The sequence below is a fragment of the Micromonospora sp. NPDC049101 genome (assembly GCF_040648675.1).
Classification (GTDB): domain Bacteria; phylum Actinomycetota; class Actinomycetes; order Mycobacteriales; family Micromonosporaceae; genus Micromonospora.
The window spans coordinates 240,124-257,065 of record NZ_JBEZED010000011.1 but is presented as its reverse complement, the minus strand read 5'-3'; the positions used below and the strand labels follow the sequence as shown (position 1 = coordinate 257,065).

At 71.2% G+C, this 16,942-nt stretch carries 15 protein-coding genes; 7 read left to right on the top strand and 8 right to left on the bottom strand.

Translation table 11 applies throughout. The annotated features are described in order from the left end of the window. Window positions 1-143: 143 nt before the first annotated feature. A complete protein-coding gene (locus AB0B57_RS17950) occupies window positions 144-1,610 on the bottom strand; it encodes an NAD-dependent malic enzyme (protein ID WP_357070375.1) in 1,467 nt (488 codons plus the stop codon). A gap of 183 nt (window positions 1,611-1,793) precedes the next feature. On the opposite strand from AB0B57_RS17950, the gene hflX reads away from it, so the two are divergent. Together hflX and AB0B57_RS17940 are read left to right on the top strand one after the other, a co-directional pair. Further along, window positions 1,794-3,248 (top strand): GTPase HflX, encoded by a 1,455-nt coding sequence (gene hflX / locus AB0B57_RS17945; protein ID WP_357070373.1) that lies wholly within the window; start codon window positions 1,794-1,796, stop codon window positions 3,246-3,248. Window positions 3,249-3,298: 50 nt separating this feature from the next. Then, entirely contained in the window at window positions 3,299-5,056 is a 1,758-nt protein-coding gene (locus tag AB0B57_RS17940) for a hypothetical protein (protein WP_357070371.1), read from the top strand. A 66-nt stretch (window positions 5,057-5,122) separates the two neighbouring features. Here AB0B57_RS17940 and lexA read toward each other — a convergent pair whose 3' ends face one another. Beyond that, complete coding sequence (gene lexA, locus AB0B57_RS17935) at window positions 5,123-5,908, bottom strand: transcriptional repressor LexA (protein WP_355064023.1); 786 nt, start codon at window positions 5,906-5,908, stop codon at window positions 5,123-5,125. Between the two features lie 539 nt (window positions 5,909-6,447). Here lexA and nrdR point away from each other — a divergent pair. Next, on the top strand, window positions 6,448-6,948 hold the full coding sequence (nrdR, locus tag AB0B57_RS17930) for a transcriptional regulator NrdR (protein WP_357070368.1): 501 nt from the start codon (window positions 6,448-6,450) through the stop codon (window positions 6,946-6,948). Window positions 6,949-6,981: 33 nt separating this feature from the next. Beyond that, window positions 6,982-9,888: a vitamin B12-dependent ribonucleotide reductase gene (locus AB0B57_RS17925; RefSeq protein WP_357070366.1), complete on the top strand. Its 2,907-nt coding sequence runs from the start codon at window positions 6,982-6,984 to the stop codon at window positions 9,886-9,888. 170 nt (window positions 9,889-10,058) lie between these two features. Here AB0B57_RS17925 and AB0B57_RS17920 read toward each other — a convergent pair whose 3' ends face one another. The 3 genes from AB0B57_RS17920 to AB0B57_RS17910 all read right to left on the bottom strand — a co-directional run bounded on the left by AB0B57_RS17920 (window position 10,059) and on the right by AB0B57_RS17910 (window position 12,525). Further along, the gene (locus AB0B57_RS17920; protein WP_357070364.1) at window positions 10,059-10,958 is read right to left on the bottom strand and encodes a bifunctional 5,10-methylenetetrahydrofolate dehydrogenase/5,10-methenyltetrahydrofolate cyclohydrolase; all 900 of its coding nucleotides are present in this window, start codon (window positions 10,956-10,958) and stop codon (window positions 10,059-10,061) included. A gap of 209 nt (window positions 10,959-11,167) precedes the next feature. Beyond that, window positions 11,168-12,022 carry a hypothetical protein gene (locus AB0B57_RS17915; RefSeq protein WP_357070362.1) on the bottom strand — a complete coding sequence of 285 codons (855 nt, stop codon included), beginning with the start codon at window positions 12,020-12,022 and terminating at the stop codon, window positions 11,168-11,170. Continuing rightward, window positions 12,019-12,525, bottom strand: a complete 507-nt coding sequence (locus AB0B57_RS17910; RefSeq protein ID WP_357070360.1) for a SigE family RNA polymerase sigma factor — start codon at window positions 12,523-12,525, stop codon at window positions 12,019-12,021. The genes AB0B57_RS17915 and AB0B57_RS17910 overlap by 4 nt, the downstream gene beginning before the upstream one ends. A 143-nt stretch (window positions 12,526-12,668) precedes the next feature. On the opposite strand from AB0B57_RS17910, the gene AB0B57_RS17905 reads away from it, so the two are divergent. Continuing rightward, a complete protein-coding gene (locus AB0B57_RS17905) occupies window positions 12,669-13,604 on the top strand; it encodes a DUF2332 domain-containing protein (RefSeq protein WP_357070358.1) in 936 nt (311 codons plus the stop codon). 37 nt (window positions 13,605-13,641) lie between these two features. Here AB0B57_RS17905 and AB0B57_RS17900 read toward each other — a convergent pair whose 3' ends face one another. Beyond that, window positions 13,642-14,583, bottom strand: coding sequence for a MerR family transcriptional regulator (locus AB0B57_RS17900; protein ID WP_357070356.1), 942 nt, complete (start codon window positions 14,581-14,583; stop codon window positions 13,642-13,644). 47 nt (window positions 14,584-14,630) lie between these two features. After that, on the bottom strand, window positions 14,631-15,194 hold the full coding sequence (locus AB0B57_RS17895) for a dihydrofolate reductase family protein (protein ID WP_357070354.1): 564 nt from the start codon (window positions 15,192-15,194) through the stop codon (window positions 14,631-14,633). A 128-nt stretch (window positions 15,195-15,322) separates the two neighbouring features. Between AB0B57_RS17895 and AB0B57_RS17890 the strand changes: the two genes are divergently transcribed. Beyond that, window positions 15,323-15,577, top strand: coding sequence for a DUF5522 domain-containing protein (locus AB0B57_RS17890; RefSeq protein ID WP_357070352.1), 255 nt, complete (start codon window positions 15,323-15,325; stop codon window positions 15,575-15,577). Between the two features lie 99 nt (window positions 15,578-15,676). Continuing rightward, window positions 15,677-16,225: a hypothetical protein gene (locus tag AB0B57_RS17885; protein WP_357070350.1), complete on the top strand. Its 549-nt coding sequence runs from the start codon at window positions 15,677-15,679 to the stop codon at window positions 16,223-16,225. Window positions 16,226-16,246: 21 nt separating this feature from the next. On the opposite strand, the gene AB0B57_RS17880 is transcribed toward AB0B57_RS17885, so the two are convergent. Further along, window positions 16,247-16,936 (bottom strand): metal-dependent transcriptional regulator, encoded by a 690-nt coding sequence (locus AB0B57_RS17880; protein WP_357070348.1) that lies wholly within the window; start codon window positions 16,934-16,936, stop codon window positions 16,247-16,249. Window positions 16,937-16,942 lie beyond the last annotated feature (6 nt).

Genomic DNA, 16,942 nt, shown 5'->3' with positions numbered 1-16,942 from the left:
GATGCCCGAACGTCACCACACCCGGCCTCGCCACCAGCACCTCCACCACAACCAAGATCAGTTGCACTGAAGCCTAGAAACCACCCGGCGTGTCGCGGCTATAACCTCATGATCAACGAAAAGGGGGGGGGTAGGGGTGGGGGTTACGGGGTGGCGCTGGCGTTTGCTGCGATCTCCGGGAGGTCGGCGGGGCCGGGGTCGGCGGCCGGGAGCGGGCTCGGGTTGTGCGCGGCGGCGCGGACGGCGGCGGCGACGGCCGGGGCGACCCGGGAGTCGAAGACGCTCGGCACGATCACCGTCGGGTTGATCTTGTCTTCGCCGACCACGTCGGCGATGGCCCGGGCGGCCGCGATCGCCATCTCCTCGGTGAACTCCTCGGCGTGCGCGTCCAGCATGCCGCGGAACACGCCGGGGAAGGCGAGCACGTTGTTGATCTGGTTCGGCTGGTCCGAGCGGCCGGTGGCGACCACGGCGGCGTGCTTGCGCGCCTCCCGCGGGTCGACCTCCGGATCCGGGTTGGCCAGCGCGAAGACGATCGAGTCCTTGGCCATCTGGGCGATGTCGTCACCGGTGAGCAGGTTCGGCGCGCTCACGCCGATGAACACGTCGGCACCCCGGATCGCACCCGGCAGGTCGCCCGAGTAGTTCTCCTTGTTGGTGTTGTCCGCCAGCCACTGCCACGCCGAGTTGAGCCCGGTCAGCCCGCGGTGCAGGGCGCCCTGCCGGTCGTACGCGATGATGTCGCCGACGCCCTGGCGCAGCAGCAGTTTCATGATCGCGGTGCCCGCCGCGCCGGCCCCGGAGACGACCACCCGGACGTCCTCGAGCTGCTTGCCGACCACCCGCAGCGCGTTGGTCAGCGCGGCCAGCACGCAGATCGCGGTGCCGTGCTGGTCGTCGTGGAACACCGGGATGTCCAGCGCCTCGCGCAGCCGGGCCTCGATCTCGAAGCAGCGCGGCGCGGCGATGTCCTCCAGGTTGATCCCGCCGTACGCCGGCGCGATCGCCTTCACGATCTGCACGATCTCGTCGGTGTCCTGGGTGTCCAGCACCACCGGCCAGGCATCCACCCCACCGAAGCGCTTGAACAGCGCCGCCTTGCCCTCCATCACCGGCAGCGAGGCGGCCGGGCCCAGGTTGCCCAGGCCGAGCACCGCCGAACCGTCGCTGACCACCGCGACGGTGTTGCGCTTGATGGTCAGTCGCCGGGCGTCCGCCGGGTTCTCCGCGATCGCCATGCAGACCCGGGCCACCCCCGGGGTGTACGCCCGGGACAGCTCGTCGCGGTTGCGCAGCGCGACCTTCGACGTCACCTCGATCTTGCCGCCCAGGTGCAGCAGGAACGTTCGGTCGGACACCTTCCGCACGTCCACGCCGTCCAGCGCGGTCAGCGCGTCGACGACCTGGTCGGCGTGGCCGGCGTCGGCGGTGTCGCAGGTCAGGTCGACGATCACGTTCGTCGGGTCGGAGTCCACCACGTCCAACGCCGTGACGATCGCGCCGGCCTCGCCGACGGAGGTGGTGAGCCGGCCGATCGAGGACGCGTCCGCGGTCACGGCGATCCGGATGGTGATCGAAAATCCGGCGCTCGGCAGTCGGGTGATGGCCACGGGATCCCTCCGTCACGGCTGTGCGGCCGGTCGGCCGCCGCCCGCATTTCTACCGGGTTGTCGCGGCCGACCAGCATTCGCCCCCACTTTTGGCGACCCTGACCATGGGCATATAGCAGGTGCGTTCGGCGTTGCGTCATGTCAGGATTACGTTCCACTTATCAAAACGGACAGGAGAACCGCTTGCGAGACCAGGAGAGCTTTGTCCCCGTCGAGGACGAGCTCGACGACGTCACCACCGGCGAGATGGATCTGTCGGAGCGACAGTCCCTCCGACGCGTCCCGGGCCTGTCGACCGAGCTCACCGACGTCACCGAGGTGGAATACCGCCAGCTGCGGCTGGAGCGGGTCGTCCTGGTGGGCGTCTGGACCGAGGGCACGGTGGCCGACGCGGAAAATTCGCTGGCCGAGCTCGCCGCGCTGGCCGAGACCGCCGGCTCGCAGGTGCTCGAAGGGCTGATCCAGCGCCGCAGCCGACCCGACCCGGCCACGTACATCGGCCGCGGCAAGGTCGACGACCTCGGCGCGGTGGTGCTCTCCAGCGGCGCCGACACGGTCATCTGCGACGGTGAGTTGTCCCCGTCGCAGCTGCGCAACCTGGAGCAGCGCACCAAGGTCAAGGTCGTCGACCGCACCGCGCTGATCCTCGACATCTTCGCCCAGCACGCCAAGAGCAAGGAAGGTAAGGCCCAGGTCGAGCTGGCCCAACTCGAATACCTGCTGCCTCGGCTGCGGGGTTGGGGTGAGACGCTCTCCCGGCAGACCGGTGGTTCCGGCCGTGGTGGCGGCGCCGGCGGCGGTGTGGGTGTGCGTGGTCCCGGTGAGACCAAGCTGGAGACCGACCGGCGGCGGATCCGCCACCGCATCTCCCGGCTGCGCCGTGAGATCAAGAGCATGCGCACGGTACGCGTGACGAAGCGCGCCCGACGCACCCGCAATTCCGTACCCGCCGTGGCCATCGCCGGCTACACCAACGCCGGCAAGTCCAGCCTGCTCAACCGGTTGACCGGTGCCGGTGTGCTGGTGGAGAACGCGCTGTTCGCGACACTGGACCCGACCACCCGTAAGGCGACCACCTCGGACGGCCGGCTCTACACCCTCTCCGACACCGTCGGTTTCGTCCGGCACCTGCCGCACCAGATCGTCGAGGCGTTCCGTTCGACGCTCGAGGAGGTCGCCGAGGCGGATCTGGTGGTGCACGTCGTCGACGGCACCCACCCGGATCCGGAGGAGCAGGTCCGGGCGGTGCACGCGGTGCTCGCCGAGGTGAGCGCGGAGCGGCTTCCCGAGTTGCTGGTGGTCAACAAGACCGACGCGGCCGACGAGGACACGCTGCTGCGGCTCAAGCGGCTCTGGCCGGACGCGATCTTCGTCTCCGCGCACTCCGGGCGGGGCATCGACGGGCTGCGTGCGGCGCTCGAGGAACGGCTGCCGCGCCCGGCCGTGGAGGTTCGGGCCGTGTTGCCGTACGACCGCGGTGACCTGGTCGCCCGTGCGCATCGCACGGGTGAGGTGCTCAGCACGGCGCACCTGCCGGAGGGCACCCTGCTGCATCTCCGCGTCCCGGCGGAACTCGCCGCGGAGTTGGCGCCGTTCGCCGTCGAGCGACAGGGTCAGGCGGCCGGCAGCCGCTCCTGAGCGGCTACGGTGTTATCCGCCGGAAACGCGTGGCATGCGACACTGGCCGAATGCGCCGCGTTGTTTCCTCGGTCACGGTTGCCCTCGGCCTGCTCGGGGCAACCGTGGCGCTCGCCGGAGTCGCCGCGGCGGCTCCCGCCCCCGGGTCGTCCGAGCAGCAGGCCGCCACTCCCGGTCAGAAGCGGTGCACGATCGCCGACGAGCGGCTGCGGGAGCTGTCCGGCCTGGTCGCCACCAAGAGTGGCTACGTCGTCATCAACGACAGCACCGAGATCGTGGCACGCGAGCGGATCTTCTTCCTCGACACCAAGTGCAAGGTCTCGAAGGAGCCGGTCCGGTATTCGGGGCAGGGCCCGGTCGACACCGAGGATCTCGCGCTCTCCAAGGACGGCAACACCCTGTGGATCGCCGACACCGGTGACAACGCCGACTCGAAGGAGCGCCGCACGCGCGTCGCGCTCTGGTCGATGCCGGTCACCGGTGCGAGGCAGCCGACGCTGCACCGGGTCTCCTACCCGGAGGGCAAGCCGCACGACGCCGAGGCGTTGCTCATCGGCGACGACGGCAAACCGCTGATCATCACGAAGGTCACCAGCGGCAAGGCCGAGATCTACACGCCGACGGCGGCGCTGCGCAACGGCGACGCCGAGCCGGTGCCGATGCGCAAGGCCGGCGAAATCGCGCTGCCGAAGACGCAGACGGAAAATCCGCTCAACACGTTCGGCCGGATCGCCATCACCGGCGCGGCCCGGTCGCCGGACGGCTCCCGGGTGGTCCTGCGCACCTACGCGGACGCCTTCGAGTACGACGTGAGCGGTGGTGACATCGTCGGTGCGCTCACCACCGGCAAGCCGCGGGTGACGGCGCTGTCCGACCCGTTCGGCGAGGCCATCAGCTACACCTCGGACGGCAAGGCCTTCCTGACCGTCTCGGATGGGTTCCGGTTCACCGACGACGAGCCGGTCGACATCCTCAGCTACACCCCGTCCACCTCGACCACGGTGCCACTCGCGGCGGGGGCGGGGGACGCCAAGCAGGCGGCCTCGAAATCCTGGACCGCCGGGCTGGACTTCGACGACATCACCTACCTGGTCGGCGCGGTCGGGGTGATCGGCCTGCTGCTGGTCGCTGCCGGCATCATCGGCATCGTCCGGGCCCGTCGCCGGCCGCCGGCCACCGACGCGACGTCGGATCCGGATGGCGAGCCGTTCGGTCCGCGCACGGGCCGTGCCGTCGGCGGTTCTCCAGCCGGCGGTGACCGTACGGGCGGCGTCTACGGTGGCGGCGCGCCGGCGGGTGGTGCGGCCTACAGCGGTGGCGCGGGTCGTGGTGGCCCGGGTCGCGGTGGTGTGGATCGCGGTGGCCCGGCTCCGGCGGGTGGTGCCGTGTATGGCGGTGGCCGACCGGCGGTGGCCGACGGCGGCTACGGTGCGGCACGACCGGACGGCGGCGGAACAGGTACGTACGGCGGCGGTCGCCCCCCGGCGGGTGGCGGCGGTCGCCCTCCGGTCGGTGGCGGCGGTCGTCCGCCGGCAAGCGGTGGCGGTCGCCCCCAGGGTGCTGGCGGCGGGCGCCCGCAGGGGGCCGGTGGCCGTCCGCAGGGCGGTGGCGGTCGTCCGGGCAGCGGCGTGTACGGCGGTGACGGCGGCGGACCCGGCACCGGTCGTGCGGAGCCGCCCCGACGTGGTGGGCAGGAGCCCGACTACCGGGGTCAGCGGCCTGGCCGTCGTCGTGACGACGATGGGCCCGTCGACCCGTACGGGCAACATCCCGGGGGCGGTCGCGGCCCTCGGGGCGACCGTTACTGACGAGCGCTCAGCCGCCCCTGACGACCCGCGCGGGTGAGCGCCCGTGGGCACTCACCCGCCGATCGGTCAGATGCGGCGCAGCACCGCCACGACGCGGCCCATGATGGTGGCGTCGTCACCGGGGATCGGGTCGAAGGCCGGGTTTTGTGGCATCAGCCAGACGTGCCCGTCGCGCCGCCGGTAGGTCTTGACCGTCGCCTCGCCGTCGAGCATCGCGGCCACGATCTCGCCCGAGTCGGCGGTCGGCTGTTGCCGGACGACCACCCAGTCGCCGTCGCAGATCGCCGCGTCGAGCATCGAGTCGCCCTTGACCTGGAGCATGAAGACCTCGCCCTCGCCCACCAACTCGCGGGGGAGCGGGAAGATGTCCTCCACGGCCTGCTCGGCGAGGATCGGCCCACCGGCGGCGATCCGACCGAGCATCGGCACGTACGCCGGGGTCGGTCGTTGTGCCCGGGACAGCTCGTCGTCGATGGCCTCGCTGGGGGCGCGGACGTCCACCGCGCGCGGCCGGTTGGGGTCGCGGCGCAGGAAGCCCTTCTTTTCCAGCTCCTTGAGCTGGTAGGCGACGCTGGACGGCGACACCAGGCCGACCGCCTCGCCGATCTCCCGCACACTCGGCGGGTAGCCGTGCCGGTCCACCCAGGTGCGGATGAACTCCAGGATGCGGCGCTGGCGGGCGGTCAGGTCGACAGTTGCCGGGTCGGGGAAGGCGCTGACGACCGGGGTGACCGGGCGCACGGCGGGTTGACCCGTCCGGCTGCGCGCGGCGCTGCGGCGTCGGGTGGCCGGGGGGCCCGCCTCGGTGATCTGCTGCGGGCTCTTCGGCCGGCTGGCCCGGTCCTCGGTCACGTCCGTCCTCCCTGGTCGGCGCTGGGTGCCTCGTCGGCTCGTGGTGCGTGCGGTGGTGCCACGTTGTTCATGACCGTATAGGTGAGATCGGTCATTTTCAAACATCTGTACGACCTCTCACCGGCGTGTCGGGGTGAAAAACCGCTCCGGTCGTACAGATGTTCTGATAAATGGTACGTCGGATAGCACTGGTGTTCGATGGTCGACCGTTTTCCGGCCTGTTCTGGCCGGCCGGGTCGGTAACCCGGGCGGGGTCTCGGCGTTGGGTCTTCGGACGGGCTGGCGGGTGGGGATGACCGGATGGTCCGTGACGCGCCGGACACGCCCACCAACTTGACCCGGCTTCCCCGGCGACATACGGTCGACCCCTAGATGTAGTAGTGACACGGGCGTAAGTTGCCCACAGGTTGGGTCCGACTACCGACCGCACTCTCGTAACGTTGATCACGGCGGGCGCCATGAACGCATGGCACCGCCGTGGTGGGTCGTGTCCGGGTGCGTCCGGTACGACATGGTTGATCACGATTAGGGGGTCCGCGATGCGGTGTCCGTACTGCCGGCACGCTGACTCCCGGGTGGTCGACTCGCGGGAGGCCGACGACGGCCAGCTCATCCGACGGCGGCGGTCCTGCCCGGAGTGCGGCAAGCGGTTCACCACCGTCGAGGAGGCGGTCCTCGCGGTCGTCAAGCGCAGCGGGGTGACCGAGCCGTTCAGTCGTACGAAGATCATCGGCGGGGTGCGCAAGGCGTGCCAGGGCCGGCCGGTGGACGACGACTCCCTCGCGCTGCTCGCGCAGCGGGTGGAGGAGACGGTCCGGGCCAAGGGGGCCGCCGAGATCCCCAGCCACGACGTGGGCCTGGCGATCCTGGGCCCGCTGCGCGACCTGGACGAGATCGCCTACCTGCGGTTCGCCAGCGTCTACCGCTCCTTCGACTCGCTCGCCGACTTCGAGCGCGAGATCGAGACGTTGCGAAGCGCGGCGCGCGCCCGGGGGCAGGGCCGGGCCGACGCGGTCGAGGCCGCCGGCCCGACCAACTGAATCTGCACAAATTTCCAGAGATTGGGACGCGCGGTGGGTGACCGCGCAGACGAGGGGGGCGACGGCGTGACAACTAGCCGTGCACGGAGCAAGGCAGGCGCGGGGCTGAAGATCGAGCGGGTGTGGACGACCGAGGGGGTCCACCCGTACGACGAGGTCAGCTGGGAGCGCCGCGACGTCGTGATGACGAACTGGCGGGACGGCTCGATCAACTTCGAGCAGCGGGGGGTCGAGTTCCCGGAGTCGTGGAGCGTCAACGCGGCCAACATCGTCACCACGAAGTACTTCCGGGGCGCGGTGGGGACCCCGGAGCGGGAGTGGTCGCTCAAGCAGCTGATCGACCGGGTGGTCACCACCTATCGCACGGCGGGCGAGGAGTACGGCTACTTCGCCAGCCCCGCCGACGCCGAGGTCTTCGCCCACGAGCTGACCTGGATGCTGCTGCACCAGGTGTTCAGCTTCAACTCGCCGGTCTGGTTCAACGTCGGCACGCCGTCGCCGCAGCAGGTCAGCGCCTGCTTCATCCTGGCCGTGGACGACTCGATGGACTCGATCCTCGACTGGTACAAGGAGGAGGGGCTGATCTTCAAGGGCGGCTCCGGCTCCGGGGTCAACCTGTCGCGGATCCGCTCGTCGCGTGAGCTGCTCTCCTCCGGCGGCACCGCCTCCGGCCCGGTCAGCTTCATGCGCGGCGCGGACGCCTCGGCCGGCACCATCAAGTCCGGCGGTGCGACCCGTCGCGCGGCCAAGATGGTCATCCTCGACGTGGACCACCCGGACATCGAGGAGTTCGTGGTCACCAAGGCGCGCGAGGAGCACAAGATCCGCGCGCTGCGCGACGCCGGGTTCGACATGGACCTCGGCGGCTCCGACATCGTCAGCGTGCAGTACCAGAACGCCAACAACTCGGTCCGGGTCTCCGACGAGTTCATGTCGGCGGTGGAAAATGGCGGCGGCTTCGACCTGCGCGGCCGGCTGGACGGCTCGGTGATCGACACCGTCGACGCCAAGAAGCTGTTCCGCACCATCTCTCAGGCCGCCTGGGAGTGCGCCGACCCCGGCCTGCAGTACGACGACACGATCAACGACTGGCACACCTGCCCGGAGACCGGGCGGATCACCGCGTCGAACCCGTGCTCGGAATACCTGCACCTGGACAACTCCTCGTGCAACCTGGCCTCGCTCAACCTGATGAAGTTCCTCCGCGCCGACGGTGGCTTCGAGGTGGAAAAGTTCGTCAAGTCCGTCGAGTTCGTCATCACCGCGATGGACATCTCGATCTGCTTCGCGGACTTCCCCACCGACAAGATCGGTGAGACCTCCCGCGCCTACCGGCAGCTCGGCATCGGCTACGCCAACCTCGGCGCCCTGCTGATGGCCACCGGCCTGCCGTACGACTCGGAGCAGGGCCGTTCGGTCGCCGCGTCGATCACGTCGCTGATGACCGGCACCGCGTACCGCCGCTCGGCCGAGCTGGCCGGCGTCGTCGGCCCGTACGACGGTTACGCCCGCAACGCCGAGCCGCACAAGCGGGTCATGCGCAAGCACGCCGCCGCGAACGACGAGATCAAGCCGACCAGCCCGGTGGCCACCGCGATCGTCCGCGAGGCGACCAAGCAGTGGACCCAGGGCAACAAGATCGGCGACAAGTTCGGCTGGCGCAACGCGCAGGCCAGCGTCCTCGCCCCGACCGGCACGATCGGCTTCATGATGGACTGCGACACGACCGGCGTGGAGCCGGACCTGGCGCTCGTCAAGTTCAAGAAGCTGGTCGGCGGCGGCTCGATGCAGATCGTCAACCAGACGGTGCCGCGCGCCCTGCGCAGCCTCGGCTACCCCGAGGAGCAGGTCGAGGCGATCATCGAGCACATCGCCGACCACGGCCACGTGGTGGACGCCCCCGGCCTCAAGCCGGAGCACTACCCGGTCTTCGACTGCGCCATGGGCGAGCGGACGATCGCCCCGATGGGTCACGTGCGGATGATGGCGGCCATCCAGCCGTTCGTCTCCGGCGCCATCTCCAAGACGGTCAACATGCCGGAGGCGGCCACCGTCGAGGACGTCGAGAAGATCTACTTCGAGGGCTGGAAGCTCGGCCTCAAGGCGCTGGCGATCTACCGGGACAACTGCAAGGTCGGCCAGCCGCTCTCGGTGGCCAAGTCCAACAAGGCCACCGAGCCGGCCGCCGTCGAGACCGCACCGGCCGCGCCGGTCGCGGTGGAGAAGGTCATCGAGTACCGGCCGGTGCGCAAGCGCCTGCCGAAGAAGCGCCCGTCCGAGACGGTCAGCTTCTCCGTCGGTGGCGCCGAGGGTTACCTCACCGCGTCGTCCTACCCGGACGACGGCCTCGGCGAGGTCTTCCTGAAGATGTCCAAGCAGGGCTCGACCCTGGCCGGCGTGATGGACGCCTTCTCGGTGGCCATCAGCATCGGCCTGCAGTACGGCGTGCCGCTGGAGACGTTCGTCAGCAAGTTCACCAACATGCGCTTCGAGCCGGCCGGTATGACCGACGACCCGGACGTGCGGATGGCCGCCTCGGTGATGGACTACATCTTCCGTCGCCTGGCACTGGACTTCCTGCCCTACGAGCGCCGCGCCGAGCTGGGCATCTTCACCGCGTCCGAGCGGGCCGCCCAGCTGCGGGCCGAGGCCGACGCGGAAGCCGCGGCCGTCACCGGCGCGGACCTCACCGCGATGGCGTCCTCGGCGCCGGTGGAGGCCCCGGCCAAGACCGAGGCCGTGGCCCAGCCGGCCCAGGAGATGGCCGACGTGGCCGCCGCCAAGCCGGCTCCGAGCGTGGGCTCCAGCACCGAGCTGCTGGAGGCCGTGATCGGCAAGGCCGCCGACGCACCGCTCTGCTTCACCTGCGGTACGAAGATGCGCCCCGCCGGTAGCTGCTACGTCTGCGAGGGCTGCGGCTCCACCAGCGGCTGCAGCTGACGGCGAGCCCACCGACGGGCGCTGAATAGCACCAACGAACGCGGCCCGGCCCCTCGATGCGAGGGGCCGGGCCGCGTTCACGGGGGGTGCTTGCCGTCAGTCGTGATGCCGCTGAGTCATCAAGATGACTCAGCGTCAGCACGCTCGCCCTGCGGTTTGCGCCCGGAGGGCTACCGGCTTGCTCGCTCGGCGGCGCGCACGGCGTTGCGGAACAGCATCGCCACGGTGGTCGGACCGACCCCGCCGACCCGGGGCGTGATGGCACCGGCGACCTCGGCGCACGCCTCGTCGACATCCGGCAGGAGGCGCCGCCCGTCGTAGCGGACGCCGGCGCCGATGACGACCGCGCCGGGCTTCACGTGCTCGGGCCGCACGATCCCGGGTACGCCGGCGGCGGCGACGAGGATGTCGGCGCGGCGGGTGTAGCGGGCCCAGTCCGGCACGCCGGTGTGGACGACGGTGACTGCGGCGTTGGCGGTCGGGCGTTTCTGGGCGAGCAGCATCGCCAGGGGGCGGCCGAGGGTGGCACCCCGGCCGAGGATGACGACCTCACGACCGGCGACGGGGATCTCGTAGTACGCCAGGAGGGCTTCGATGCCGGCGGGGGTGCACGGCAGCGGGCCGGGCAGGCCGACGGCGAGACGTCCCATGTTCAGCGGGTGCATGCCGTCGACGTCCTTGTCCGGGTCGATTGTCTGCAGTGCCGCGTCGTAGTCCAGATGACCTGGCACGGGGTACTGCACGAGCAACCCGTGCACGGCCGGATCGGTGTTGAACCGGGCAATGGCCTGGTGCAGCTCGGCCTGGGTGGCGGTGGCGGGCAGGTGCACGTGCGGGGAGGCGAACCCGAGCTCGGCCGCCTGCCGCTGCTTGATGGCGATGTAACCGGCGCTGGCGTCGTCGTCGCCGACGAGGATGGTGGCGAGGCTGGGTGTGATTCCGCGGTCGCGCAGGCGGGCGGCTGCCGCGGCGGTCTCGGCCAGGACGGCTTCGGCGACGGGTGCCCCCGGCAGCAGCCGGGCCGGGCCGGACGGGGCGTGGTGTTGCGCGGACTGGCTGGTCGTGGTCATGACGGGTCCTCGACGCAGGCGCCCAGGCGGTCGACGCCCGCGAGAGGCTCCCCGATGGTTGCACCATCCCCGTGCCGCCAGTCGCCGGTGCTTCGATCATGCCCCATCACCAGGGCGGCTGCCCACCTGACCCGCAGCGCCACCGCGGGGCCGGGCCACTCGCACCGGGCGGGCCAGCCCGTCCTGCCGGCCCGGCGTGCGGTGTGCTGTCAACGCACCGATGTGCTGCCAGCCCGCGTCGAGGTGGGTCTCGGGACATTCGGTGCCGTCACCGCCCGCCGCCAGGACTGAGCCGTCGACTGGTCGTAGTAGCGGGTGAACCCACAACCCCAGGCGATGGCGTCGTCGAACGGAGATCCGCCGGGACGAGGCTGCCGAGGCCCACCGCTGACGAGCAACCGCGATCCGATCGCGTACGAACTGAAGGTCTCCGCCGTGGGGTCGTGCGTCCCCGGCACGGGCGGAAACATGTCCACGGTGACGCGCGACGCCGTACCACCGGAGAACCACTCGCCGACGGTGAAGGTGACTCCCACCAGGTCCAGCCTGTCGACGCCCGGACGGTTGGTGTGGGCTGGTCCGATGGTGGCCACGACACCGTCGAACGCGAACGCCCGATTGGCGATGGCCCCCGGGGTGGGTCTCTCCACACAACTCGCCGCGCCACGCTCCGGCAGTGGCCCGGACCGGTCCTGCGTCGGACTGTCCCCGTCGGTCGCCGCCGAGCCGGACGGGGTCGCCGCCGAGCCGGACGGGGTCGCCGCCGAGCCGGACGGGGTCGCCGCCGAGCCGGACGGGGTCGCCGCCGAGCCGGACGGGGTCGTCGGGCGCCGCCCGTCGGCAGTGTCGTTTCCGCCCCGAGGTCCCGCACCGACGGAGTCCATGGCGACAACGCCGCCGCCAAGCGCGAGGGCTGTCGCTGCGGCAGCACCGAAGAGCGCGACCTGCCGCCTCCTGCGCTGCGCCGATCTGCCCGCGCGGAGCAGTTGGTCCACCGGCGCAGGCCCGACCGGCACACGGCCCGCGAGTCGTTCGAGCATTCGGCCGGCTTCCTCGTCGTTCATACGTGACTCCCTCCGCGCAGGTCGGACATGTTGGCATCGGCGGACAGCTGCGCCAGGGCGCGGGACAGGCGGCTCTTCACCGTGCCGCGGGCGATGTGGAGGGCTTCGGCGATCTGCTGATCGCTCAGCTGCGCGTAGTACCGGAGAACGACAACCTCACGATTCGCCCGGCTCAGGCCGGCAAGCGCACGGCTCACCGCGTCGGCCGCGTCCACCCGGGTGGTGGCGTCGGCCTCCGCTCGTTCGGGCACGGCGGACGCGGGTATCTCGCCCCACCATCGCCGTCGACGGCTGTCGCGATGGGAGTTCACCAGGATCCGGTACACGTAGGCATCCCGATCATCCGCTTTCGTCACCTTGAGCCAGGACACGTAGCAACGCATGAGGGCCGTCTGGGCCAGGTCCTCCGCGTCCGGCATGGTGCAACCGAGAAGAACAGCGGCGCGCACGAGAGCAGGCCAACGCTTGCTCGCGTACGTGGAGAATTCTTCATCTCGCTTCACTCGCCCCCCAGTCGGATCCGGCCGCCCCTACTCCTTAGACGGGCTACCTGGCGCATTTGGGTCCACGACTGTCGACCCCGCGGGTGAGACGGCGCACGGGCACGAGGGCTGAACGGCCGGGGAACGGCTGCGACGATGAGGGCATGACGACCGCTCAGGAGTACGTGGAGTTCGGCAGCCGGGAGGCGCGTGGGGTGTCGCCCACGTACGAGCGTCTGGCGCACGCCGTCGCCCACGACGACGCCCTGCTCGCCCTGCTCGACGGGCTCCCGCCGGCCAAGCGGCAGCCGAATCTGCTGTTCGGCGTGGTGCGCTGGCTCGGCGGCCCGGTCGACGACCCGGCCACCTTCCACGACTACGTGGTGACGCATTGGCCCGCCGTCGAGGCGGAGCTGCGCACCCGGGCCACCCAGACGAACGAGGCGGGCCGGTGCGCGGTCCTGCTGCCGCTGCTCGCCGCGCTGCCGCAGCCGCTGGCCCTGTTGGAGGTCGGTGCTTCGGCCGGGCTCTGCCTCTACCCCGACCGGTACGCGTACCGCTACGGCGATCATCAGGTGGGCTCGGGTGCGCCGGTTCTCGAGTGCGCGGCCGACGGGTTGGTGCCGCCGAGCCGCGTACCCCGGGTGGTGTGGCGGGCTGGCCTGGACCTCAACCCGCTCGACGTGACCGACCCCGGCGACGTGTCCTGGTTGGACGCCCTGATCTGGCCGGAGCACGCGCACCGGCGGGCCCGGTTGCGGGCCGCGGCGGGGGTCGCCGCGGCCGACCCTCCGCTGCTGGTGCGCGGCGATCTGGTGGACGACCTGCCGGCGCTGGCCGCTCGCGCGCCGGCCGACGCGACGCTCGTGGTCTTCCACAACTCGGTGCTCTACCAGGTGCCGTCGCCGCGCCGGAACGCGTTCGTCCGGCTGGTCCGTGAGCTGCCGGGGCACTGGATCGCGAACGAGGCACCGGAGGTGCTCGGGTACGACACGTTGCCCGAGCCGCCGAACGACGCGCTGCACAACGTCCTCGCGCTCGACGGGAAGCCGCTGGCCTGGGCCAGGGGCCACGGCCAGGCGATGACCTGGTTCGGCTGAAACCGCCCAGCCCAGCCGCCCGCCCAGCCCAGCCGGCTCAGTGAACCGGTTCGGGCATCCGGGCGTGCAGGGCCCGGATGAACCAGTCCACCGCCGGCGCTGTCGCATCGCCGGTCGACCAGCCGTTGAGCACCGCCAACAGGTCGAGGTAGCGGTCCCGGCGAGGATCGTTGGCCGGCACCAGCCGGTCGAGCAACCGCCGACGCAGGTCGGCGTTGTCGGAGTGGCCGTGCAGGCTCGCGTACCGGCTGGTGACTGCCGCGACCACCGGATCGGCGGCCGGGCTGGCCGGGTCGACGCCGGCCGCGAGAGCGGGAGCCACCGCGTCCCGGACCACCGCGACGGCGTCCGGGCGGGGCAGCCCCGGGACGTCGTGGTCGGCGGCGTGTTGCCGCGCCAGCCGCCGCATCCGTGCCCGGAAGTCGGGGTCCCGGCACACCTCGGCCAGCTCCAGCCACGCCTCGACCTGCTCGGTGGTGGGGTCGTCGGGAAGCTCCGGTGTCATCGAGACGAGCACACCCGGGTACGCGGGCTGGTCGCCGAGGCCGGCGAAGACGCTGGCCAGGAAGTCGGCCACCAACTGCCCCCGCTGGCGTGTGCCGAGCTGGGCCAACCGGTGCAGCTCGTCGACCTCGGCCGGGCCCGACCCGCGCCTCGCCGCGACGGTGAGCACCGCCTGGCGTAGCCGCAGCACCCGGATCTGCACCGCCAACGCCTCGGCGTGCGCGGCGGTCACCTCGTGCAGGGGCACCTCGTGATTCACCACCCGTCGGATGGCGGCCAGGTCCACGCCCAGGTCACGCAGCGTCCGGACCAGCTCCAGCCGGGCAACCGCCGCGGCGTCGAAGAGGCGATAGCCGGTCGGGCTCCGGTCCGTCGGTGGCACGATCCCGCTGTCCGCGTAGTACCGGATGGTCTTGACGCTCAGGCCGGTGCGCCGGGCCAGCTCGCCGATCATGTACCGCGTTGCACCACTCATGCCCCCACCCTCGTGTCTCCCCCCGCTGGAGACTCAAGCGACAGACGTCAGCGAACCCGTTCGTGGCGGAGCAGGACCACACCGTTGCCGAAGGCGCGGCTCTCCGTGAGCCGCAGCCCGGTCGGGGCGTCGGCGTCGGGAAAGAGCCGGCGACCCCGACCGAGCAACACCGGGTGGACGTAGATCCGGTACTCGTCGATCAGGTCGTGCCGGGCGAACGTCGCGGCCAGGTCGGCCCCGCCGAGCCCCAGGTCACCGCCGGGCTCGGCCTTGAGTCGTCGTACCTCCTCCGGGTCCACCTCCCGCACCACCGTGGCGTTCCAGTCGGCATGGTCGAGCGTGCGGGAGTAGACGATCTTCGGTATGCGCCGCCAGATGCCGGCGAACTCACGCACCGGGGCACTGCTCGTCGGGTCCTGGTCGGCGGTCGGCCAGAAGTCGGCCATCAGCTCGTAGCTCACCCGGCCGTTGAGGAACCCACCCATCGGCGCGATCACGTCGTTGAAGTGCTGGTGCAGCTCCTCGTCGACCTGGTGCCAACCGATGTCGCCACCCGGGCCCTCGAAGAACCCGTCCAACGACAGGCTCATGTGCACAACGATCTTTCGCATCGCGTCTCCTCCGTGCTCGGCACAACGATCGATCCCGAGCATCGTCGGACCCTACGACGAAAACAGCATGGGTACGGTCGGCGGGTCGCCTCTAGACTCCTGCGCGTGACCGCGAAGGACTGCTGCTGGTGACCGGGGAGCGACGTCCCCTGGCGGGTCGGCCGCTGACTGAGCCGCACCCGTCCCGGCTGTCGCCCGCGCACCCCGACCGGGCCGGGATCCTCGCCGCGCACGCCGCCGCGCTGGCCGCCGACGAGGCCGGTTACCTCGACCCGGCGAGCGGGTTGTTCGTGCTCAGCGCCGGGTTCCTGGCCAAGCGCGGCACCTGCTGCGGGCGCGGCTGCCGGCACTGCCCGTACGTGGACGATCCACCGCCGGAATAGGTGTCAGCGGAGGGCTTCCGCCCGACACCGCCACCCCGTACGGTGTCCGACGGACATCCGGCGGGCGCCTTCCGCCGTCGGTCGGCGAGAGGGTGGAGCGTGCGCGGGCGGATCGTGGTCGGAGGGCTGGCGGGGCTGCTGGTGAGCGGCTGCGCCGCCGAGGCCGAGCCGGTGGCGGTGCCGCCGCCGGTGCCGATCGTGGTGGAGGTGGCGGCGGCCTCCTCGGGCGGCGCCTGCCGGCTGCTGGACTTCGCGGTGACCGAGCAGGTGGTGAAGACGCGCTTCGACGTCGCGGCGGCCAGCGAACAGGGCGACACGCACGCGTGTGTGCTCCGGGCCGGGGGTGCGGCGCTGCCGGAGCTGACGCTGAGTGTGTCCGAGACCACTATCGACAAGGCCACCTTCGCGGCGGACGTGGTGCCGGACAAGGCGGCGAAGATCACCGGGCTGGGGCAGCAGGCGTACCGGCGGACCACCGCCGCGGCGAGCGGGCACGGACCGGTCGCCGAGGTGGGCTGGCTGGCCACCGACGGGCGGCTGGCCACGTTGAGCTGGACCGGTGCGCGTGGCAGCGAGCGCGCGGCGGCGGAGAAGCTGACCGGTGACCTGGCCGCACTGGCCAAGAAGGTGGACACCCGGGCGCTGTGACGCGCCCGGGCGGCCGGTTGGTCAGTTGGCGGCGACGAAGACCCGGGAGGCGACCTCGCGGGGCAGCCGCACCCGGTCGCCCGACCGGTCGATCGACACCCCGTCACGCTCCTGCGCCACGGTCACCGTGGCACCCGGGTCGACACCGGCGGCGTGCAGTTGACGCAGCACGTTGGCGTCCTTCTGCACGCTCTCGCAGATCCGGCGGACCACGACCGGCCCGGAGAGGCCGGGGAAGGCCAGGTTGCGCTCACCCTCGGCGGCCTCGGTGGCCTCCTCGGCCGATGAGCCCAGCTCCTGTAGACCCGGGATCGGGTTGCCGTACGGGGAGCGGGTCGGCCGGTTGAGCAGGTCGTACACCCGCTTCTCCACCGCGTCGCTCATCACGTGCTCCCAGCGGCAGGCCTCCTCGTGGGCCTCCTCGTAGGGCATCCCGATGACGTTGACCAGCAGCAGCTCGGCGAGGCGGTGCTTGCGCATCACCGACACGGCAGTGCCGCGGCCCTGTGCGGTGAGTGTCAGGTGCCGGTCGCCCTCGACGGTGAGCAGGCCGTCGCGCTCCATCCGGGCGACGGTCTGGCTCACCGTCGGGCCACTCTGCTGCAGCCGTTCGGCAATTCGGGCACGCAGCGGTGGCACCCCTTCCTCTTCCAACTCGAGGATGGTGCGCAGGTACATTTCGGTCGTATCGACCAGGTCGTGAGACTTCATAACGTC